Genomic DNA, 21,187 nt, shown 5'->3' on the forward strand with positions numbered 1-21,187 from the left:
GTCTCCATGGCCCTGGACACGCACGGCACGGCGAAGGACGCGGCGGCCGCCGAACACGTCTCCGGCAACGCGCTCGTCTCGATCGGGGCCCTGCTGCTCGGGCTGCTGCTGGCCGCACTCGACCAGACCATCGTGGCGACCGCGCTGCCCACGATCGTCAGCGACCTCGGCGGGCTCGAGCACCTGTCCTGGGTCGTCACCGCCTACCTGCTGGCCTCCACCGCCGCGACCCCGCTCTGGGGCAAGCTCGGCGACCAGTACGGGCGCAAGAAGCTGTTCCAGACCGCGATCGTCGTCTTCCTCGTCGGATCCGCGCTGTGCGGAATGGCGCAGGACATGCCGCAGCTCATCGCGTTCCGGGCCGTGCAGGGGCTCGGTGGCGGGGGACTGCTGGTGCTGTCGATGGCGATCGTCGGCGACATCGTGCCGCCCCGGGAACGCGGGCGCTACCAGGGGCTGTTCGGTGCGGTGTTCGGTGCCACCAGTGTGCTCGGGCCGCTCCTCGGCGGGCTGCTCACCGAACAGCTGAGCTGGCGCTGGGTGTTCTACGTCAACCTGCCCGTCGGTGTCGTCGCCCTGGCCGTGATCGCCACCGCCCTGCACATCCCGCGCCGGGCCGCCCGGCACGTCATCGACTACCTCGGCACCGCGCTGATCGCCTCGGTCGCCACCTGCCTGGTGCTGGTCGCCTCCCTCGGCGGCACGACCTGGGGCTGGGGTTCGCCGCAGATCATCGGGCTCGTGGTGCTCGGCGCCGTGCTCGCCGCCGCCTTCGTCGCGGTGGAGCGCCGGGCCGCCGAACCGGTCCTGCCGCTCAAGCTGTTCCGCCTGCGCACCTTCACCCTCGCCGCCGTCATCGGCTTCATCGTCGGCTTCGCCATGTTCGGCGCGATGACCTACCTGCCGACCTTCCTCCAGGTCGTGCACGGGATCTCCCCGACGATGTCCGGTGTCCACATGCTGCCGATGGTGATCGGCCTGCTGCTGTCCTCCACCGCCTCCGGGCAGATCGTCAGCCGCACCGGCCGCTGGAAGGTGTTCCCCGTCGCCGGCACCGGCGTCACCGCCGTCGGCCTGCTCCTGCTGCACCGGCTGGACGAGGACAGCCCGGCCACCGAGATGAGCGCCTACTTCTTCGTCTTCGGCCTGGGCCTCGGCCTGGTCCTGCAGGTCCTGGTCCTCATCGTGCAGAACGCGGTGTCGTACGAGGATCTGGGCGTCGCCACCTCCGGCGTCACCTTCTTCCGCTCCATCGGCGCCTCCTTCGGGGTCGCCGTCTTCGGCACCGTGTTCGCGAGCCGCCTCGCCGACGGGCTCGCCGACGCCTTCCGCGGCGTCCGGCTGCCCCCCGGCGCCACCCCCGACGCCCTGAAGGCCGATCCGCGCGGCATCACCGCGCTGCCGCCCCCGCTGCGCCCGGCGGCCCTGCACGCGTACGCGTCCGCCATCACCGACGTGTTCCTGTACGCCGCCCCCGTCGCCGCCCTCGGTTTCGTCCTGGCGTGGTTCCTGAAGGAGGACCGGCTGCGCGGCTCGGTCACCGCGCCGGACGCCTCCGAGACCATCCCGCCGAACCCGGTCGAGCGCTCCTCGGGCGACGAGGTGAGCCGCGCGCTGTCCGTGCTCGGCAGCCGCGAGGGACGCCGCGAGGTCTACCGGGACATCACCGAGCGGGCCGGGTACGACCTGCTGCCCGCCGCGAGCTGGCTGCTGCTGCGCATCCGCAGGTACGGCTCGGTGGAGCCCGGAGTGCTCGCCGAGCGCGGTCCCGTGCCGCTGCGGACGGTCCTTGCGGCCGCCCGGCAGGTCGAGGAGCGCCGCCTGGCCGAGCGGGAGGGCCTGGACCTGGTGCTGACCGCGGCCGGCCGCGAGGTCGCCGAACGGCTCGCCGCGGCCCGGGAGAAGTCCCTGGCCGAACTGCTCGGCGACTGGTGGGTCCCCGGCCGGTCCACGGACCTCACCCGGCTCGTCAAGGACCTGACCGGCGAACTGTGCGGCGCGGAGGGCGAGCGGCCGGCCGACGGCGCGGTGCTCGGCCGTCGTTGACGGGGCCCGGCAGTTCCTTGCGGAACCAGTGCTCGGCGTACCGGTCGTCGTTGTGGGGCCCCGTCTCCGAGTAGCCGAGCCGGGCGTACAGGGCGCGGGCCTCGACCAGGTCGGCACGGGTGTCCAGGACCAGCGCCGTGGCGCCGAGGGCACGGGCGGCCTCCTCGGCGGCGGCGACCAGGAGCGCCGCCCCGCCCCGGCCGCGCATCCCGTCGAGCACGAACACCCGTGTGAGTTCGGCGGTGTCCGGGGCCAGCAGCCGTACGCCCGCCGAGCCGGCCGGCTCGCCGTCGTACCGGCCGAGCAGCAACTGCCCGCTGGGCGGTGCGAGTTCGGCGCCGGCGTGGGCGGCGATCCCCCGTTCCAGCTCCTCCGGCGCGGTGCGGCGTCCCTCGTGCAGCAGGTACCAGCGGTCGCTGACCTCCGTGTAGTACGCCCGCCACAGCGCGACGGCGGCCGGGGAGTCGTAACGTTCCGGGGCGATCATCCACGTCATGCCGGGGATTGTGCGCCGTCGGCGGGCAGCGGGCGCAACCGGATATGCGTGCGCCGCTGCGCCGGTGGGCCACCGTTTGTGCGCCGACTTCCGGGTCACACGGAAGGAGAGCCGGCCAGCGGGGCCGGTCCGATTCCGGAAGGCAACCATGTCAACAGGCATGATCATCGCTGTGATCGTGGTCGTGGCGGCCCTGGTCCTGGCCGCCACCCTGATAACGCGCGGCCGCGGCCGGCAGGGCGGACCGGACCTGAAGCAGCGCTTCGGGCCCGAGTACCAGCGGACCGTGGCCCGGCACGACGGCGACGCCAAGGCCGCCGAGCGCGAGCTGACCGAGCGTCTGGAGCGCCACGGCAAGCTGCGCGAGCGGCCCCTGGAGCCCGCCGAGCGCGAGCAGTACAGCGCTCGCTGGACCGCCGTGCAGGAGCGGTTCGTGGAGGCGCCGCGAGAGGCGGTCGCCGAGGCCGACCGGCTGCTGTCGGATCTCGCCGCCTTCCGTGGCTACCCGGACGGCGGGCGCTACGAGGAGCAGCTCGCCGCGCTGTCCGTGCACCACGCCCAGCACGTCGAGGGCTACCGGCGGGTGCACCGGGTGGGCCAGGCCGGTCCGGTCGGCGGGGCGGGCGAGTCCGCGGCCGGAACCGAGGAGCTGCGCACCGCGCTGATGGACGCGCGCGCCCTCTTCGACGACCTGATGCGCGACTCGGCCCGGGCGACCGGCCACCGCTCCGAGGTCACGGCCGCGACGGCTGACGACACCCGGCACCAGTCGTCCGGCAAGCCGGGCATGTTCGGCAAGAGCCACCCGAGGGGAGTCTGACCATGGCCGTGAACAGGGACGCGGCGGCGGGTGCCGAGGGGTACCCGGCCGAGGACGACGCCACCGGTGCCGGGCGGCACCCCGACGACCGGCGCCCGGTCGGTGAACGCCCCGTGGGCGAGCCGGCGCGGGGCGAGTCGGTGCACCGCCCCGAGGGCGGAGCGGGCTCGCTCCACGGTGAGCCCGGCGCCGGCCGGGAGGAGCTGACGGGAGACGGCCGCACGCCGCCGCGCGGCGCGGAGGCCCACCCGGGCACGACCCCCGCCGGGACGACGGGGGCGGCTGGAGCGGGCGCGGCCGGCACCGGAGCCGGGACGGACACCGGCGCGATGCGCGACGCGAGGACCGGCACCCGGGGGGCGGGTACGGACGGACCCGGCACCCGCGGTACGGACACCGCCCGGACCGGCACCCCCGGCACCGGCGTCGACGAAGGCGCGGGCGCGGCGGACCGGAGCGAGTCCGGTACGGGCGCACGCGGTGCGGGGACGCCCGGCGCCTCCGCACCGGGCGAGCGGACGACCGGCGACGGTGGGGCGGTGCCGGCCCCGCACGGGGCCCCGGGGCGCGGGGCGGCGACGGCCTCGGGCCGGGGGGTGGACACGGGGCACCCCGGGTCCACCGCGGCCCGGACCGGCGACACCGGTCGGCCCGGTACCGAGGGCAAGGGCTCCGGCGGCCACGCCCCGCTCCTCGCGACCGAGGAGGCGGAGAAGTGGGAGGCACAGCTACGCCAGACGCTCGCCGGGTTCGTGGAGGAGCCTCGGACGGCCGTCGAGGAGGCCGACCGGACGCTGGAGGAGATAGCCGCGCGGTTCGGCGAGGCCGTCACCCGGCGCCGCCGGACGCTGCGCACGTCCTGGGAGAGCGGCGAGGGGAGCGACCCGGCGCGGCACGAGACGGACACCGAGCAACTGCGCCTCGCCCTGCGGGACTACCGCGAACTGGCCGACCGGCTGCTCCACCTCTAGTGCCGGACGCCGCCGGCCGGTGAGTCCTTCCGGTCACGGCACCGGCGGCCGGCGGAGCGGACCGCAGGCGGGCGGCAGGACCCGGTCGACGCGGGTGAGCGGGGCAGGGTGCGTCCAACCGCGGCGTGGAGGAGGGCACCGGCGCGAAGCGCCGGCAACCGACGACAGCGCCGCAGATGGACGCGCCCTGCCCCGCTTCCGCGCGCCGGTCCGCCGGACAGGCCCTGAACCGGGGCGCCCGCCCCGGACCCGGCTCAGCCCGCCGGACCCGGTTCGGCGCGCGTGGTGGTCAGTCTGCGCTGCCGCCACTCGCGTACGACCTCCTCGACGTCGTACGGCTTCTTGCCCAGGAACGGTCCCGGCGGCGGCTTGAACATCATGTCGCGGATCTTCACGTTGACGTCGGTGATGATCTTCCGGACCATGCGCTCCGTGGGCGCCGCGTAGGCGGCGACGAGCGCGTCCTCCGCCTCCTTGCGCAGGGCCAGCGCCGGCGGCAGCACCGCGAGGCCCTCGCGGGCCATCTTCCGCTTGACCCACCACAGTTCGTCGTACGTGGAGTCGAGGTCGGCGGGCAGCGGCTCACCCGCGCCCGGCAGCCGTTCGAACTCACCGCGCCCCTGCGCGTCCCGGATCTGCTTGTCGACCCAGGACTCGAACGGAACACCCGGTGGCTTTCGCTCGGTCATGAGCCCATTGTGCCGGACGCCGCCCGGCCGGGCGTTTTATCATGCGGCGGCGGTGCGGCAATCCGGCCACCGCGCAAGGACGTCTCCGATGTCGCCGCTCCTTCGACGTCGCAGCATCTCCAGGGGGAACGCACGTGCTCGAACTGACCATGGCCACCGTCTCCGGGGCGGACACGGGCGCCACCGCCGGCATGACGATGGCCGACGCGCCCAGCGAGCCGGGCGCCGTGCTGCGAGTGGGGCGGGACGCGTCCGTGTGCCGGCTGGTCACCCCCGAGGACTGGCTGTTCGTCTCCCGCGTCCACCTGGAGTTCCGGTACGGCCCCGACGGCGCCTGGCAGCTCTGCTGGCTGCGCGGCTCGCAGGCCGAGCCGTCCGCCGAGGTACGGCTGATCGTCGGTGAGTACGCGCAGACGGTCGCCTACGGCGCCGCCGTGACGCTGCCGCGCGGCGGCGCCGGCGAGGTCGTCGTCCAGGACCGCACCGCGCCGCGCAGCGTCAACGTCGGCTTCCACCACGAGGTCTGAGCCCCGGGGCGGACGCCGCCGGCGGGGTGGCTCAGCCCAGCACCCGGGCCACCGCGAACCCGTCGTACCCCTTGCTGCCCACCGTCTGCACCGCCGTGCCGCTCAGCCGGGGGTGGGCGGCGATCAGCTCGATGGCCTCGCGGGTGCCGACCACGTCCGGCTCCTTGCTGTCGGCGTCGACGACCCGCCCGCCGCGCACCACGTTGTCCAGCACGATGAGGCTGCCCGCGCTGCTCAGCCGCAGCGCCCACTCCACGTAGTGGGCGTTGTTGGCCTTGTCGGCGTCGATGAAGACCAGGTCGAAGGGGGCGGGGTTCTCGTCGGCGAGTTTGGGCAGCGACTCCAGGGCCGGGCCCACCCGTACCTCCGCGATCCGCTCCAGACCGGCCCGGGCGATGTTGCGGGTCGCCACCTCGGCGTGCTTGGCGCTGTACTCCAGTGAGATCAGCCTGCCGTCGGCCGGCAGGGCGCGGGCCAGCCAGATGGTGCTGTAGCCGCCGAGCGTGCCGATCTCCAGGACGGTCCGGGCGCCCTGGACCTCCGCGAGGAGCTGGAGGAACTTGCCCTGGGTGGCCGTCACGCTGATGTGCGGCAGCCCGGCGGCCTCGCTGTCGCGCAGGGCCGCCTGGAGCGCATCGTCCTCCGGTGCGAGATGGCTGCTGAAGTAGAAGTCGACGTCGTCCCAGAGCTGCGAGCTCATGCGTCTGCTGCCTTTCCCGAGTGTCCGCCCGAGTCTCTTCCCGGGGCTCCTGGGGCCTTGCCCCTGCATCGTCTCAGCCGCCGGGCGCCGACGGGAGGAGCGACGGCGGGGTTCCGCGCCCCGGACCCGACCGGCTCCCGGGCGCTCGCGCTCCGGGGGCCGGTCGAAGGTGCGTGACGTCTACCGCGCCACCGAGGGGGCCGAACCCGGCAGCGGGCGGCCGGCCGACTCGGACATGCGCCAGACGGCGAACCCGCCCACGACGGCCGCGGCCATCATGTAGTACGCGGGCATCATCATGTTGCCGGTGGCGCCGATCAGCGCCGTGACCACCAGCGGCGTCGTACCGCCGAAGAGGGACACCGACACGTTGAAGCCGATCGACAGGGAGCCGTAGCGGACCCGGGTCGGGAAGAGCGCGGGCAGCGCGGCCGGCATGGCGGCGGTGAAGCAGACCAGCAGCAGGCCCAGCGCGCCCATGCCCAGCGCCACCGCGAGCAGGCTGCCCTGGCGGATCAGCAGTACGGCCGGGACGGACAGCAGCAGGAAGCCCGCGCAACCCGCGGCGATCACCGGACGGCGGCCGACCCGGTCGCTCAGCGCGCCCGCGAACGGCTGGACGACCATCATCAGGACCATCACGCCGAGCACGACCAGCAGCCCGTGGGTCTCGTCGTACTTCAGCTCACTGGTCAGGTAGCTCGGCATGTACGACAGCAGCATGTAGTCGGTGACGTTGAAGACCAGCACCAGTCCCATGCACAGCAGCAGCGCCTTCCACTGGCCCGAGACCATCTCGCGCAGCGGCACCCGGGTCCGGGAGGCCTCGGCCTTCTCCACCTCGGCCGCGAAGGCCGGGGTCTCCTCGAGGCGCATCCGCAGGTACAGGCCGATGATGCCCATCGGGCCCGCGATCAGGAACGGGATCCGCCAGCCCCAGGCCAGCAGGTCGTGCGTGGACAGCAGGGCCGTCATGAGGGTGACGAGGCCGGCGCCGCCGATGTAGCCGGCCAGCGTGCCGAACTCCAGCCAGCTCCCGAAGAAGCCGCGCCGCTTGTCCGGGGCGTACTCCGCGATGAACGTCGACGCGCCCGCGTACTCGCCGCCGGTGGAGAAGCCCTGCACCAGGCGGGCGGCCAGGAGCAGCAGCGGCGCGCCCACGCCGATCGAGGCGTACGACGGGATCAGGCCGATCGCGAACGTGCCCGCCGCCATCATGATCATGGTGAGGGCGAGGACCTTCTGGCGCCCCACGCGGTCGCCCAGCGGGCCGAAGACCATGCCGCCCAGCGGGCGGACCAGGAAGGCCGCGGCGAAGGCGCCGAACGTCGACAGGAGCTGTGCGGTCGGGTTGCCGGACGGGAAGAAGACCTTGCCCAGGGTGACCGCGATGTAGCTGTAGACGCCGAAGTCGAACCATTCCATGGCGTTGCCGAGCGCGGCCGCCTTCACGGCGCGCTTCACCATGGCGGAGTCGGTGACGGTGACGTCGGTGCGGGCCTGCGCGGTCCGCGTGGTCTTCGGGCGCGGGGGGACTGCGGTGGCGGTCGCCAAAACGGGGCTCACCCACCTTTCGTCGGGAACAGGGACGGGGCCCGGGCGACGGCGGTGTCGGACAACAGGCCGAAAAGCGACGATAGCCGGAATTCACCCTCTTACGTCGTGTGTGCGAGTCGATGCACAGTGCGGCCAAAGGGCGTGTATGCAGGCACTCCTGTCCGGTCGGACCGGCGTGCGCGGGCCCGGCGCTGTGACCCTTGTCGCGCCGGGTCGGGGCAACCGGAGCCGTGCCGCCCGGCCGCCGGACGGGTGGAGGCGGGAGGTCCGGTGGCCGGGTGTCCTCGCGCCGGTACCGGGAGCTCACTCCCGGCCCGACGCCACCATCGCCAGCACGCCCGACATCGCGGCCGCGATCAGCAGGGGGACGGCCAGGCCCTGGTGGAGGACGAGCCAGGCGCCCGCGCAGGCGCCCGCGACCATGGCGACCACCGCGGCCGTGCGGCGCGGGGAGCGGTGGCCGGTGGCGTCGCCCAGCCGGGACTCGGACGCCAGGCCGGTCAGGGTCATGGTCAGGACCGTGGTGGTGAGGTCGGGGATGCCCAGTTTGCGGACGGTCGCGTTGCGCAGGCCCAGCGCGAAGGCGGTCAGGGCGATCAGCGCGTACCGGGTGCCGCTCGTGTCCGGCCAGGCGAAGGCGACCCCGGCCGCCCCGCCGAGCAGTACCGCCTCGGCCGCCAGGATCCGGCGGGCCCACCCGCGCCGGGGGCCGCCGCCGAAGCGTGCCGCCGCCCGGCCGCCGGCCACGGCGCCGCACAGGAAGCAGGTCAGGGAGGTCGCCGTGAGCGGGACCGAGAACCCGGGGGCGCCCGCGGCGGCGAAGCCCAGGACCACCACGTTGCCCGTCATGTTGGCCGTGAACACCCGGCCCAGGCCCAGATAGCTCACCGCGTCGATCAGACCGCTCACCACGGTCAGCGTCAGCAGTACGGCCACCAGCCGCACTCCCCGTGTCTCCGGCTCCGGGGCGGGCGGTGGCGGCGTGGTCATGCTTCCTCCGGTCGGCCGGACGGACAGGGCTGGTGCCAGGCCCACCATGGTCCACCGGCCGGCGGGCGCCCTCCGTGAGGCGCCGCGCAACGCGCGGACATGCGCGCGCACCCTCGCCGGTCGTGGGCGAGGGTGCGGTGCGGACGGCTCGGGTGGCTCAGTACCAGCCGTTGGCCTGCCAGAAGGTCCAGGCCTTCACGGGGCTGCCGTAGCGGGAGTTCATGTAGTCCAGGCCCCACTTGATCTGGGTGGCCGGGTTGGTCTTCCAGTCGGAGCCGGCGGAGGCCATCTTCGAACCGGGCAGGGCCTGCACCAGGCCGTAGGCGCCGGAGGAGCTGTTGGTGGCGCTGGGGTTCCAGCCGCTCTCGTGCTCGACGATCTTGCTGAAGGCGTTGTACTGCGCGTCGTCCGGGATCATCCTGTGCGCGATCGTCCGGGCGGACGAGGCCGTGTCGGTGGCGGCCTGGGCAGGCGTCGCGGACATCGCCATGCCGGCCGTGGCGGCGGCCAGGGCGACGGTCGTGAGGGCCTTCTTCGGGGAGGCGATGCGGCGGATGAGGGAGACGGACACGGAGAACCTCTTGCGTCGGGGACGGGGGGATCGCCCGTATGCCGGAGCCGCCCGTCATGCGGGGGCCGCGTACGTCGGCGCCCCGGCCCTCTCGGGCGGTGGCGCCTGGCGACGTCGACCAGAGAAACAGGCCCGAGAGGTGTCCGCAATGACCCCTTTTACTAGTTGTGGCCGGAACGGCGGGCTTTCGCACCCCTGTGGCCGGCGTCTCGCAGTGCAGGTCAGGCGGGGTGCAGGGTGGGACGTATCGGACAAATCGAAGTACGATGCCGGATCGTAGGTGACCTGCGTCATGTGGGGTGCCTCACCGGAGGCGCCACAGTCCGGATACGGGTCCTCACCCAGCGGGTGCGTCGAACGTGACCGCGGTCTCGAAGGCGGCGCGCCGTGTGGCCCGGCGCAGCGCGCGCAGCAGTACCGGACCGAGCGCGAGGGTCAGCACGACCGTGCACAGCGCCCGTCCCAGGTCCCAGCCGAGCGAGGTGGCCAGGCAGTAGGCGGCGAACCGGGCCAGGTTGGCGGAGACCGTGGCGTGCGCGTCGAAGGCGATGTTCGAGGTGCCGGAGCCCATGAAGGGCCAGCCGGCCAGGTTCATGACCGTGCCGTAGGCGAAGGCGGCGCAGAAGCCGTAGGCGGCCAGCAGCAGCGGTTCGGCCCGGCCCCGCAGCCGCTCCCGCCCCGGCAGCAGCCCGGCGCCCATGGTGAACCAGCCCATCGCCAGCATCTGGAACGGCAGCCACGGCCCGACCCCGCCGGTGAGCAGCGCGGAGGCGAACATCGTCACCGAGCCCAGGACGAAACCGAAGCCCGGGCCGAGCACCCGGCCGCTGAGCACCATCAGGAAGAACATCGGCTCGATCCCCGCCGTCCCCGCGCCCACCGGGCGCAGCGCCGCGCCGGTGGCGGCGAGTACGCCCAGCGTCGCGACCGCCTTGGGGCCGAGGCCGGACTCGGAGATCGTCGCCGCCACGACCGCGATCATCAGCAGCAGCAGTCCGGCGAACAGCCAGGGCGCGTCCTCGGCGTGCGCGCTCAGCCCGGAGGCGGGCGGTGCGAGGAAGGGCCAGAAGAAGGCCACCACCCCGACCGCGCTGACCAGACCCAGTGCGGCGAGGGAGCGCGGGCCGAGGCGCACGGCCCGGACGGGGCGGGGGGCGTGGGCCGGGCGGTCGGCGGGAGAGGGGTTCACGCGAGGGCCTCCCGGACCCCGGACACGGTCAGCCAGCGCTGCGGGGCGAGGATCTTGGTCACCTGCGGGGCGAAGGACGGCGACGCGACCACGATCTCCGCCGTGGCGCCGTCGGCGATCACCTCGCCGTCGGAGAGCAGCACCACCCGGTGCGCGATCTCCGCCGCCAGTTCCACGTCGTGGGTGGCGAGGACGATGGCGTGCCCCTCGGCGGCCAGCGCGCGCAGCACGGCGACCAGCCGGGCCTTGGCCGCGTAGTCCAGGCCGCGCGTCGGCTCGTCGAGCAGGAGCAGCGGCGGGCGGGCGGTCAGCACGACCGCCAGGGCGAGGGCCAGACGCTGGCCCTCGGACAGGTCCCGGGGGTGGATGCCGTCGGTGATGCCGGGCAGCAGCTCGGACACCAGGGCCCGGCAGGTGCCCGGCTCGGCGCCCGCGTCCCGGTCGGCGGCCGTGCACTCGGCGGCCACCGTGTCCGCGTACAGCAGGTCCCGCGGCTCCTGCGGGACCAGGCCGACCCGGCGGACGAGGTCCCGGGGCGGGGTGCGGTGCGGGACGGCCCCGCCCACGAGCACCGAGCCGGCGGTGGGCTCCACCAGGCCGACCAGGGAGCCGAGCAGAGTGGACTTCCCGGCACCGTTGCGCCCCATCAGCGCGACCGTCTCGCCCCGCGCCACACACAGATCGACGTGCCGCAGCGCGGTGACCGGCCCCCGCCGGACCGCCAGGCCCCGGACCTCGGCCACCCGCGGGACCGCGGAGGGCGGGGCGAGGGCCGCGGAGTTCCGCCGGAAGAGGCCGCGCCGCGGGGAGGGCAGCCGGGGGGAGGGGAGCCGGGCGGCGGGCGCTCCGGGCGCGGCCGCGGGAGCCGGGCCGGTGGGCCCGGGCGAGGCGGTGCCGGCCCCGGCCGGATCGGCCTGCCCGGCCGGGGTGGTGGAGCCGGACGCTGTGCCCGGCAGGGCGCGGCCGGTCGGTGGCTCGGACGCCGGGGAGGCGGCCGGCCGCTCCTCGCCGAGGGGCCGGTGGGCGAGGCGGTCGCGCAGACCGGCGGCCCGGCGGCGGGCGTCCCGGACCGTCAGGGGCAGCGGCGACCAGCCCGCCAGCCGTCCCAGGCCCACCACCGGCGGGTACACCGGGGACACGGCCATCACCTCGGCCGGGTCCCCGCAGCGCGGGGCGGCGCCGGGGGCGGGGAGCAGGACGACCCGGTCGGCGTACTGGACCACCCGCTCCAGCCGGTGCTCGGCCAGCAGCACCGTCGTGCCGAGGTCGTGGACCAGGCGCTGCAGCACCGCCAGCACCTCCTCCGCCGCGGCCGGGTCGAGCGCCGAGGTCGGCTCGTCGAGGACCAGGACCCGGGGGTGCGGGGTGAGGACCGAGCCGATGGCGACCCGCTGCCGCTGGCCCCCCGAGAGCGTGCCGATGGGGCGGTCGCGCAGGTCGGCGAGGCCCAGCAGGTCCAGGGTCTCCTCCACCCGGCGCCGCATCACCTCCGCGGCGAGCCCCAGCGACTCCATGCCGTAGGCGAGTTCCTCCTCCACCGTGTCCGTCACGAAGTGCGCGAGCGGATCCTGGCCCACCGTGCCGACCACGTCGGCGAGTTCGCGCGGCTGGTGGGTGCGGGTGTCCCGGCCGGCCACGGTGACCCGTCCGCGCAGGGTTCCTCCGGTGAAGTGCGGCACCAGCCCGCTGACCGCGCCCAGCACGGTCGACTTGCCGACCCCGGACGGGCCGACGAGCAGCACGAGTTCACCCTCGGGCACCTCGAAGTCCACGCCCCGGACGGTCGGTTCGCCGGCGCCCTCGTAGGTGACGCTGACATCCTCGAAGCGGATCACGACGGCTCCTCGACGGGCTTCGGTACGACGAAGGCGGGCAGCAGCGCGAGCAGTACGGCCGCGGCCGGCCACAGGGGGAGGGTGGGTGCCACCAGCGGGACCACTCCCGGGTGCAGCGCGTCCGGATCGCGCACGGCGGCGAGCGTGAGCAGCGCGGCGACCCCGGCCCCCGAGCCCGCGACCAGCCACGCCCGCACCCCCCAGGGATCCGGCCGGTACCGGGTGCGCGGGGAGCGGCGGCCGCCCAGGCGCAGGCCGGCCAGCGCGGCGGCGGCCCCCGCGCACAGCACCGGCACCCCGTACGTGCCGCCCTCCGCGGTCAGCAGCCCGTACGTTCCCGCGCACACGCCGAGCAGCCCGCCCAGGGTGAGCGCGGTCGTCGTACGGCGCACCCGGGCCGGGACCTGCGCGGTCCGGCCGTAGCCGCGGGCGTCCATCGCCGCGGCCAGTGCCACCGAACGTTCCAACGCCCCCTCCAGCACCGGCAGTCCGACCTGCAGCAGGCCCCGAACGCCCCGGTCCGGACGGCCGCGCAGCCGGCGGGCGGCGCGCAGGCGCTGGACGTCGGCGATGAGGTGGGGCGCGAAGGTGAGCGCGACGACCACGGCCACGCCCACCTCGTACAGCGCGCCGGGCAGGGACTTCAGCAGCCGGGCCGGGCTGGCGAGGGCGTTGGCGGCACCGACGCAGATGAGCAGGGTGGCCAGCTTCAGCCCGTTGTAGCCGGCGAAGAGCAGCGCCTCCGCGGTGACCCGGCCGCCGAGCCGGATGCCCTGGGCCCAGTGCGGGAGCGGGATCTCGGGGAGGGTGAGCAGCACATGGGTGCCGGGGACGGGGGAGCCGAGGGCGACGGTGAAGGCGAGGCGGACGAGGAGCACGGCGACGGCGAGTTTGGCGAAGGCGGCGTAGGAGCGGGACCAGGGGGAGGCGGAGCGGTGGGTGGCCACCACATAGCCCGCCGCGGCGATGAGCAGGGCGAGGAGCAGGGGGTTGGTGGTGCGGGTGGCGGCGGTGCCGAGGCCGAGGGACCACAGCCACCAGGCGCCGGGGTGCAGCGACGCGCGGCCGCGCCGGGGCGGGGCGGGAGCGGCTTCCGCCCCCCGCTCACGGGACGGGCCGGCGCCCGGCCGCCCGGTGGCACGCCCGCCCGGGGGCGCGGCGGGAGCGCCCGCCCCCGCCGCGTCACGACCCCGTGCCCGCGCACCGGCACGGACGCCCGTGCCCGTGCCGGCGGGCCCGCCCGCCCCCGCGGCGGGCGCGCCGGCAGCGCCGTTCCGGCTACGCATTCCCGCGCCGCCGCCGGGACTGCCACACCGCCGCCCCGGCCAGCACCGCGACCACGCCCACCCCGATCGGCAGCCCCAGCGAGGGACCGCCGTCCGGCTCCGGGTTCCTCGCGGCCTTCGCCGGCTTCCCCGCCGGCTGCTCCTTCGCCGACACCTGCTCCCCGCATCCCGTGTGCGGATATCCGGCGATCGCGCACAGCAGGGCGTTGGTGTCGTAGCGCAGGGGCTTCGCGGCCGAGGCCAGCGCCTCGGCCGTCGTCGCGTCGCCGGAGACCCGGGCGCAGGCCGTGCGCCGCCCGGGCGGGGTCTCGCCGGAGGGGGCGTCCGCCGGGGTGCCGAAGTCGAGGACGAGGGCCACCCGCTTCGTGCCCGCCTTCGCGGGCGTGCCGGCGCAGATCGTGGCGAAGTCCGCCGTGCCGCGCGGCCGGGTCGCGTCCTGGGAGTCCTCGCTCACCGCGAAGCGGAAGCCCTGGACGGCCCCGTCGTCGGGGCGGGCGGTCGAGGGACCCTCGGTGGCGTACGACCAGTGCCCGCCGGTCCGCTCCCAGAACGACCAGTAGCGGTACCCGGCGGCCTGCGCCTGCACCGCACCGGCCGGCACGGCGGACGCGGCGAGGAGCAGGGCGGCGGCGCGGCGGACGACGGTCACGGCTGCTGCTTCTTCCGGCGGCCGCTGAGCAGGAAGCCGATGCCGATGCCGGCCACGAGACCGACGCCGACGATCCACCAGACACCGGTGTTCGACTCGTCCCCGGCCCGCTCGCCGGACTCCTCCTTGTGGGCGGCCGCGCGCGGCGCCGGGCCGGTGGCGTTCAGCGAGCGCACCAGATCGGTGCCGCCGAAGTGCCGCGCGTCGGCACCGACCGCGTGCGCGGCGAGGATGAGCTGGGCGTAGGCGGCCGGGCCGCTCTGCCGGGCCCAGCCCGCCGCATTCTTCTCCAGCCAGGCGTACGGCTTCTTCGCCTGCGTGCTCCAGCCGTCCGCCGCGAGCGCGACGACCGCGTCCGCGGTGTTGCCGTAGTCGGGCTGGTCCTCGGCGCCGGGCAGCGCCGACTCGAGGTGGCCGGAGGCGGCGACGGCGTGCGCGAGGTACGCGGCGGCGTTGTCCGCGACGCGGGCCTCGGTGGCCCGGCCGGAGGAGGAGCAGGCGGGCGCCTTGGCGCGGGCCTCGGCGGGCGCGTTGACGAACCCCTTGCCGAGGGCGCCCAGCACGCCGGCCGCCGTGGCGTCCGCGTTGGCGACCAGGCGTCCCTTCTTGTCCGGCTGGTAGGCGAGGGCGCCGCCGCCGTCCTCGTCGCAGGCGAGTGCCTGTGCGCTCAGCAGTTCGTACGGGGTGCCCTTGGCGGCGCGCAGCTCGCCCGGGTCCTGCCCGGCCCCGGCGAAGGCGCCGATGACGACCGAGGTGGAGTTGGTGTCGCTGGGACTGCCCGGCGTGTAGCCCCAGCCGCCGTCCTTGTTCTGCGCGTCCTTCAGCCAGTCCAGGGCGCGGTGCGCCTCGGCGTCGTGTCCGCCGAGCGCCTGCAGGGCCTGGACGGCGGCGGCCGTGCTGTTGGTGTCGGGCTGGGCGCCGCCCTTGCCCTCACAGGGCTTGGCCGTGTCCGCCCGGAACGCGGCGAAACCGCCCTTGTCGCACTGCTGCCCCACCAGCCAGTCCACGGCCGCGGCCGCGGGCCGGTAGCCGAGGGTGCGCTGGGCGAGCAGGGCGAGGGACTGGCGCCACACACCGTCGTACGTCGGGTCGGACTTGCCGAACAACCCGGTCGGGACCGCCACCTCGGGCGAGGCGGAGGGGGACGTGTCGGCGGCCGTGGCGGGCGCGGCGGCGGCCAGCACGCCTATGGCGGCGAGAGCCGCGGCACTGCGGCGGACGTTCATGGTCGGCGACTGCCTCTCCTGCGGGGGGCCGGCAGCGCACGGGAGACCCCCGGGCGGCTCGGCCCCGTAAACCTCGACGGTGCCGCGCGCGACGGGTCGCCGCGCACGTGAGCCGGTCAACGCCCGTACAGGGTGGTCCGGCTCACCGTCGGGTGGCGAACGGTTCACGGATCGGGGTGTCCCCGGTTCGAGCGAAGTCGAGGATTGGGGAAGGGGCAGCGCCGGAATTGCACCGGCTTTCCCCCGTACGGGTGTGATGACGACGCCGCCACTTTACCGGCAGGCCGGCGGGGGTCGATGAGTGGCTGTGCGCACACGGGCCCGGTGAGCGGGGTCACGGGGTACCGCCACCGCGGAGCGGCCCCGGGAGGCCCCCTCGGCCCGCCCGCGGGCGTGGCTGCGGATCCGTCAGGTCCATCAGCCGGCTCACGGTTTCGATGTCGACCCCGACCTGGGCGATGGAGGCGCGGCCCGAGAGCCACGTGATCAGGGCCGAGTGCCAGGTGTGCTCTATGACGCGGACCGCGGAGAGCTGCTCCGGGGTCGGGTGGTCCAGGCCCGTCGCGTCCAGGATGATCGCCGTGGTCTGGCGGGAGACCTGGTCGACCTCGGGGGAGACGCTGCGGTCGGCGAAGGTGAGGGCGCGGACCATCGCGTCCGCCAGTTGTGGCTCGCGCTGCAGGGCCCGGAACGCCCGCATCAGGGTCTCCGCGACCCGCTCGGCCGGCGAGTCGCCCGGCGGGGGCTTCTTGCGGAGCGTGCCGTGCATGTGCTCGAGCTGGTCCTGCATGGTGGCGACCAGCAGGTGCACCTTCGACGGGAAGTACCGGTACAGGGTGCCGAGGGCCACCTGCGAGGTCTCGGCGACCTCCCGCATCTGCACCGCGTCGAAACCGCCCCGGCTCGCCAGTTGCGCGCTCGCGTGCAGGATCCGTCGGCGGCGCGCCTCCTGCCGCTCGGTCAGCGGTGCCATGGGGGGCCGGACACTCCCGGCTTCCAGCTCGGTTTCCGCAGGCATGGGTCCCGCTCCGTGACAGTCGGTGAGGGCTTCTGTAGGGCACGTGATCATCCGGCATGGCGGGGGTTCGCGCCGTGGCGTGAATCACCCGATCCACTGCTGCCAGGGCACCTACCTGCCGGTAGATTCAGAGCCTCTTGAACGATCAAGTCTGGAACTTGTTCTAGATTACCGTCCCGTCGTAGTGTCGCGGGAAAGTGCACGGAGAAGGGGGCCCGGAGTGACCGCTGAGGCCAGTCAGGCGGGGCCCCGACCGGAGCTGGCGGCGGACGGCGGACCGCCGCTGCGCATCGCGCTCCTCACCTATAAGGGGAACCCGTTCTGCGGCGGCCAGGGCGTCTACGTCCGGCACCTCTCCCGCGAGCTGGCCCGCCTCGGCCACCGCGTCGAGGTCATCGGCGCCCAGCCCTATCCCGTGCTCGACGAGGGGCACGACGGCCTGAGCCTCACCGAGCTGCCCAGTCTCGACCTCTACCGCCAGCCCGACCCCTTCCGCACCCCCGGGCGGGGCGAGTACCGGGACTGGATCGACGCCGTCGAGGTCGGCACCATGTGGACCGGTGGCTTCCCCGAGCCGCTCACCTTCTCCCTGCGCGCCCGCCGCCATCTGCGCGCCCGCCGCGGCGAGTTCGACGTCGTGCACGACAACCAGACCCTCGGCTACGGCCTGCTGGGCGACATCGGCGCCCCCCTGGTCACCACGATCCACCACCCCATCACCGTCGACCGGCAGTTGGAGCTCGACGCGGCCGGCAGCCGGCGGCGCCGGCTGTCCGTGCGCCGCTGGTACGCCTTCACCCGGATGCAGAAGCGCGTCGCCCGCCGCCTGCCCTCGGTACTCACCGTCTCCGGCAGCTCCCGCCAGGAGATCGTCGACCACCTCGGGGTCCGCGACGACCGCGTCCACGTGGTCCACATCGGCGCCGACACCGGCCTCTTCGCGCCGAATCCCGCCGTCGCCGAGGTGCCCGGCCGGATCGTCACCACCTCCAGCGCCGACGTCCCCCTCAAGGGACTGGTCTTCCTGGTGGAGGCCCTCGCCAAGGCCCGCACCGAACACCCGGCCGCCCACCTCGTCGTCGTCGGCAAGCGCCCCACGGAGGGCCCCGTCGCCCAGGCGATCGAGCGCTACGGCCTCGACGGCGCCGTCGAGTTCGTCAAGGGCATCTCCGACGCGGAACTGGTCGACCTGATCCGCTCGGCCGAAGTCGCCTGCGTGCCCTCGCTCTACGAGGGTTTCTCGCTGCCCGCCGCCGAGGCCATGGCCACCGGCACCCCCCTGGTCGCCACCACCGGCGGCGCCATCCCGGAGGTCGCCGGACGCGACGGCGAGACCTGCCTGGCCGTGCCGCCCGGCGACGCGGGCGCCCTCGCCGCCGGACTCGTCCGGCTGCTCGGCGACCCCGGGCTGCGTGAGCGCCTCGGCCGCGCCGGCCGCGAGCGGGTACTGAGCCGCTTCACCTGGGCCCGGGCCGCCGAGGGAACGGTGGCCCGCTACCGGGAGGCCATCGCCGGCCAGGGCGGCCGCACCGGCGCCCAGGACCGGCCCGGTGCCGCCCTCCTCCGCGAACCACTCGCCTCCGACCGCGCAACCTCCGACCGCGAAAGCAGGGCCACGTGCTGACCGTCGACTTCTCCCGGTTCCCGCTCGCCCCCGGCGACCGTGTCCTGGACCTCGGCTGCGGGGCCGGCCGGCACGCCTTCGAGTGCTACCGGCGCGGCGCGCAGGTCGTGGCCCTGGACCAGAACGCCGAGGAGATCCGCGAGGTCGCCAAGTGGTTCGCGGCCATGAAGGAGGCCGGTGAGGCACCGGCCGGCGCCACCGCCACCGCCATGGAGGGCGACGCCCTCGCGCTGCCCTTCCCGGACGAGTCCTTCGACGTCGTCATCATCTCCGAGGTGATGGAGCACATCCCCGACGACAAGGGCGTCCTCGCCGAGATGGTGCGGGTGCTGCGGCCCGGCGGACGCATCGCCGTCACCGTGCCCCGCTACGGCCCGGAGAAGGTCTGCTGGGCGCTGTCCGACGCCTACCACGAGGTCGAGGGCGGCCACATCCGCATCTACCGGGCCGACGAGCTGCTGGGCAAGGTCCGCGAGGCCGGCCTGCGGCCGTACGGCAGCCACCACGCGCACGCCCTGCACTCGCCCTACTGGTGGCTGAAGTGCGCGTTCGGCGTGGACAACGACAAGGCGCTGCCGGTACGGGCGTACCACAAGCTGCTGGTCTGGGACATCATGAAGAAGCCGCTCGCCACCCGGATCGCCGAGCGCGCGCTGAACCCGGTCATCGGCAAGAGCTTCGTCGTCTACGCCACCAAGCCCCACCTCCCGCGGGTGGACGAGACCTCCGAGGCGGCCGCCAAGTGACCACCCCCCGGACAGAACACCTCGTCCTGCCCGGGGTCCTCACCGCCGAGCAGGCCGCCGCCACCGTCCGCGGCATCCTCGCCGTGCAGCGGGAGGACGGCGCGATCCCCTGGTTCCGCGGGCACCACCTGGACCCGTGGGACCACACCGAGGCCGCGATGGCCCTGGACGCGGCCGGCGAGCACGCGGCCGCCGAGCGGGCGTACGACTGGCTCGCCGCCCACCAGAACGAGGACGGCTCCTGGTACGCCGCCTACGCCGACGGCGCCCACGACGACGTCACCGACCGCGGCCGCGAGTCCAACTTCGTCGCCTACCTGGCCGTGGGCGTCTGGCACCACTACCTGTCCACCGGCGACGACACGTTCCTGGACCGCATGTGGCCCAGCGTGTACGCGGCGGTCGAGTGGGTCCTGCGGCTGCAGCAGGCCGGCGGCCAGATCGGCTGGCGCCGGGACGAGGACGGCACCCCCACGGCCGACGCCCTGCTCACCGGCAGCTCCTCCGTGCACCACGCCCTGCGCTGCGCCCTGGCCATCGCCGAGCAGCGCGAGGAGCCCCAGCCGGACTGGGAGCTGGCGGCCGGGGCACTGCGCCACGCCATCCGCCGGCATCCCGAGCGCTTCCTCGACAAGGACCGCTACTCGATGGACTGGTACTACCCGGTCCTCGGCGGCGCGCTCACCGGAACCGAGGCCAAGGAGCGCATAGCGGCCGACTGGGACCGCTTCGTCGTCCCGGACCTGGGTGTGCGCTGCGTCGTCCCCAACGCCTGGGTGACCGGCGGCGAGTCCTGCGAACTCGCGCTGGCCCTGTGGGCGATGGGCGAGTCCGACCGGGCGCTGGAGATCCTGCAGTCGGTGCGGCACCTGCGGGACGCGGAGAGCGGCCTGTACTGGACGGGTTACGTCTTCGACGACGACGCCATATGGCCCCGCGAGCTCACCACCTGGACGGCGGGCTCGCTGCTGCTGGCCGTCGCCGCGCTGGGCGGCCACGACGCCACCTGCGCGGTCTTCGGCGGGGAGCACCTGCCGTCCGGACTCGACCCCGACTGCTGCACCTGACGGCCGACGGCACGCCGAGCCGCCGCTGGGACGCCGGGCGTACCGAGTCGGGCCGGGCCGTGACGCGCGGGTGCGGCGGAAGGCGTCCTTGTTTCGGATGAGGTGCGTGAGGTCACGCGGCTCCACGGAGCGCGCGGACCGCACGCGACACCTCCACGTGAGGACACCGCGCCCGTACCCGTCCGCCACGCCGCCGCGGTCCTCGCGGCCTGCTGCGCCCCGCCCGCCCGTGGGTGACGGTGTGTCAGCCACCGCCTCGGGGCGGGCCGTACGCACGGCGACGGCCCCCCGCCCGGAAGGGCGAGGGGCCGTGCCCGGGGTGCGGGCGGCGGTTCAGCCGCGCTGGATCCCCGAGGTGTCCTGCAGGACGCCGCGGCGGCCGTCCTGGGTCTGCGCGACCAGCGCGCCACCGCGCTGCTCGACGGCGAGGTACCAGGTACCGGGCGCCAGTTCGGCGATCGGGGCGCTGCCGTCCTCGGCGAACAGCGGGCGGGTCGCCGGCACGGCGAACCAGAACGGCGAGAAGTCCCCGCCGGCCGGCTGCGGCGCCGGGGCGGCCTGAGCGGCGGCCTGCCCGTACGGCTGGCCCGGCTGGGGCTGGGCGCCGTAGGGCTGACCCGGCTGCTGCTGGGCGCCGGGGTAGCCGTAACCGCCGGGCGGCTGGGCGCCGTAGGGCTGCGGGGCGGCCGGCTTGGGCGCCGGGATCAGCGCGGCCTGCAGGGCCGGGACCAGGGGAGTGGCGATGGCGGCGGCGGCCAGCAGCAGAGCGGCGATGAGACCGAGGACGAGGCCGGAGCCCGCGCCGACGTCCAGGCTCTGGAAGCTGTCGCTGAACGAACCCAGCGGATCGACGATGGTCCAGAACGAGGTCCATGCCGCGAAGACCGCCAGCACGACGCCGACCTGACCGAGTTCGAGCCCGATGACCTTCCGCGGCTGCGGCAGCGCCCGCGCGACGACGATCAGGACCGCGCCGGCGATGCCGCCGACGTACATGCTCATCACCAGGCCGAGGTTGTCCCAGGCGTTCGGGGCGCCATTGCCGGACTTGTCGAACGTGTCGAGGAACGACGCGATGAACAGCAACACCGCTGCTCCGATCACCACGCCGTCGCCTCGAGTGAGGGAGCGGATATTCACTTCAGCAGGTCCTTCGTAGGTCGTCTCGTCGTCGGAGGAG

Annotated in this window: 20 protein-coding genes; 7 read left to right on the forward strand and 13 right to left on the reverse strand. The window is 74.8% G+C overall.

Annotated features, from left to right (window positions below):
* The first annotated feature begins 6 nt into the window (after nt 1-6).
* On the forward strand, nt 7-2,046 hold the full coding sequence (locus tag MXD57_RS19140; protein WP_250402747.1) for an MFS transporter: 2,040 nt from the start codon (nt 7-9) through the stop codon (nt 2,044-2,046).
* Here the strand turns inward: MXD57_RS19140 and MXD57_RS19145 are convergent.
* Nucleotides 1,970-2,542 carry a GNAT family N-acetyltransferase gene (locus tag MXD57_RS19145; protein ID WP_250402748.1) on the reverse strand — a complete coding sequence of 191 codons (573 nt, stop codon included), beginning with the start codon at nt 2,540-2,542 and terminating at the stop codon, nt 1,970-1,972. The genes MXD57_RS19140 and MXD57_RS19145 overlap by 77 nt on opposite strands.
* 148 nt (nt 2,543-2,690) lie before the next feature.
* On the opposite strand from MXD57_RS19145, the gene MXD57_RS19150 reads away from it, so the two are divergent.
* Nucleotides 2,691-3,362, forward strand: coding sequence for a hypothetical protein (locus MXD57_RS19150; RefSeq protein WP_250402749.1), 672 nt, complete (start codon nt 2,691-2,693; stop codon nt 3,360-3,362).
* Between the two features lie 2 nt (nt 3,363-3,364).
* A complete protein-coding gene (locus MXD57_RS19155; RefSeq protein ID WP_250402750.1) occupies nt 3,365-4,333 on the forward strand; it encodes a hypothetical protein in 969 nt (322 codons plus the stop codon).
* A gap of 254 nt (nt 4,334-4,587) precedes the next feature.
* On the opposite strand, the gene MXD57_RS19160 is transcribed toward MXD57_RS19155, so the two are convergent.
* Nucleotides 4,588-5,022 (reverse strand): J-domain-containing protein, encoded by a 435-nt coding sequence (locus tag MXD57_RS19160; RefSeq protein ID WP_250402751.1) that lies wholly within the window; start codon nt 5,020-5,022, stop codon nt 4,588-4,590.
* Nucleotides 5,023-5,156: 134 nt separating this feature from the next.
* Here MXD57_RS19160 and MXD57_RS19165 point away from each other — a divergent pair, with 134 nt between their 5' ends.
* Nucleotides 5,157-5,549 (forward strand): hypothetical protein, encoded by a 393-nt coding sequence (locus MXD57_RS19165; RefSeq protein WP_250402752.1) that lies wholly within the window; start codon nt 5,157-5,159, stop codon nt 5,547-5,549.
* Nucleotides 5,550-5,580: 31 nt separating this feature from the next.
* On the opposite strand, the gene MXD57_RS19170 is transcribed toward MXD57_RS19165, so the two are convergent.
* From MXD57_RS19170 to MXD57_RS19215, 10 genes are all read right to left on the reverse strand, one after another.
* Nucleotides 5,581-6,249 carry an O-methyltransferase gene (locus tag MXD57_RS19170; RefSeq protein WP_250402753.1) on the reverse strand — a complete coding sequence of 223 codons (669 nt, stop codon included), beginning with the start codon at nt 6,247-6,249 and terminating at the stop codon, nt 5,581-5,583.
* 180 nt (nt 6,250-6,429) lie between these two features.
* On the reverse strand, nt 6,430-7,803 hold the full coding sequence (proP, locus tag MXD57_RS19175; RefSeq protein WP_284505801.1) for a glycine betaine/L-proline transporter ProP: 1,374 nt from the start codon (nt 7,801-7,803) through the stop codon (nt 6,430-6,432).
* 306 nt (nt 7,804-8,109) lie between these two features.
* On the reverse strand, nt 8,110-8,796 hold the full coding sequence (locus MXD57_RS19180) for a YoaK family protein (protein ID WP_250402755.1): 687 nt from the start codon (nt 8,794-8,796) through the stop codon (nt 8,110-8,112).
* 157 nt (nt 8,797-8,953) lie between these two features.
* A complete protein-coding gene (locus MXD57_RS19185) occupies nt 8,954-9,367 on the reverse strand; it encodes a transglycosylase SLT domain-containing protein (RefSeq protein ID WP_250402756.1) in 414 nt (137 codons plus the stop codon).
* 337 nt (nt 9,368-9,704) lie between these two features.
* A complete protein-coding gene (locus tag MXD57_RS19190; RefSeq protein ID WP_250402757.1) occupies nt 9,705-10,556 on the reverse strand; it encodes an ECF transporter S component in 852 nt (283 codons plus the stop codon).
* Nucleotides 10,553-12,391, reverse strand: a complete 1,839-nt coding sequence (locus MXD57_RS19195; RefSeq protein WP_250402758.1) for an ABC transporter ATP-binding protein — start codon at nt 12,389-12,391, stop codon at nt 10,553-10,555. Before MXD57_RS19195 ends, MXD57_RS19190 begins: the two co-directional genes overlap by 4 nt.
* Nucleotides 12,388-13,425, reverse strand: coding sequence for an energy-coupling factor transporter transmembrane component T (locus MXD57_RS19200; RefSeq protein WP_374114726.1), 1,038 nt, complete (start codon nt 13,423-13,425; stop codon nt 12,388-12,390). Before MXD57_RS19200 ends, MXD57_RS19195 begins: the two co-directional genes overlap by 4 nt.
* Nucleotides 13,426-13,669: 244 nt before the next feature.
* Nucleotides 13,670-14,326 carry an SCO2322 family protein gene (locus tag MXD57_RS19205; RefSeq protein WP_250402760.1) on the reverse strand — a complete coding sequence of 219 codons (657 nt, stop codon included), beginning with the start codon at nt 14,324-14,326 and terminating at the stop codon, nt 13,670-13,672.
* Nucleotides 14,323-15,552: a prenyltransferase/squalene oxidase repeat-containing protein gene (locus tag MXD57_RS19210; protein WP_250402761.1), complete on the reverse strand. Its 1,230-nt coding sequence runs from the start codon at nt 15,550-15,552 to the stop codon at nt 14,323-14,325. Before MXD57_RS19210 ends, MXD57_RS19205 begins: the two co-directional genes overlap by 4 nt.
* Before the next feature lie 334 nt (nt 15,553-15,886).
* Nucleotides 15,887-16,570: a TetR family transcriptional regulator gene (locus tag MXD57_RS19215; RefSeq protein ID WP_250402762.1), complete on the reverse strand. Its 684-nt coding sequence runs from the start codon at nt 16,568-16,570 to the stop codon at nt 15,887-15,889.
* Between the two features lie 220 nt (nt 16,571-16,790).
* Between MXD57_RS19215 and MXD57_RS19220 the strand changes: the two genes are divergently transcribed.
* The 3 genes from MXD57_RS19220 to MXD57_RS19230 are packed head-to-tail and all read left to right on the forward strand — an operon-like array spanning nt 16,791 to nt 20,007.
* On the forward strand, nt 16,791-18,194 hold the full coding sequence (locus tag MXD57_RS19220) for a glycosyltransferase family 4 protein (protein WP_250402763.1): 1,404 nt from the start codon (nt 16,791-16,793) through the stop codon (nt 18,192-18,194).
* Nucleotides 18,188-18,940 (forward strand): class I SAM-dependent methyltransferase, encoded by a 753-nt coding sequence (locus MXD57_RS19225; RefSeq protein WP_250402764.1) that lies wholly within the window; start codon nt 18,188-18,190, stop codon nt 18,938-18,940. Before MXD57_RS19220 ends, MXD57_RS19225 begins: the two co-directional genes overlap by 7 nt.
* The gene (locus tag MXD57_RS19230) at nt 18,937-20,007 is read left to right on the forward strand and encodes a prenyltransferase (RefSeq protein ID WP_250402765.1); all 1,071 of its coding nucleotides are present in this window, start codon (nt 18,937-18,939) and stop codon (nt 20,005-20,007) included. The genes MXD57_RS19225 and MXD57_RS19230 overlap by 4 nt, the downstream gene beginning before the upstream one ends.
* 333 nt (nt 20,008-20,340) lie before the next feature.
* On the opposite strand, the gene MXD57_RS19235 is transcribed toward MXD57_RS19230, so the two are convergent.
* Nucleotides 20,341-21,147 carry a hypothetical protein gene (locus tag MXD57_RS19235; RefSeq protein WP_250402766.1) on the reverse strand — a complete coding sequence of 269 codons (807 nt, stop codon included), beginning with the start codon at nt 21,145-21,147 and terminating at the stop codon, nt 20,341-20,343.
* Nucleotides 21,148-21,187: the final 40 nt, after the last annotated feature.

This window comes from Streptomyces cellostaticus (assembly GCF_023630175.1).
Taxonomy (GTDB): Bacteria; Actinomycetota; Actinomycetes; order Streptomycetales; family Streptomycetaceae; genus Streptomyces; species Streptomyces cellostaticus_A.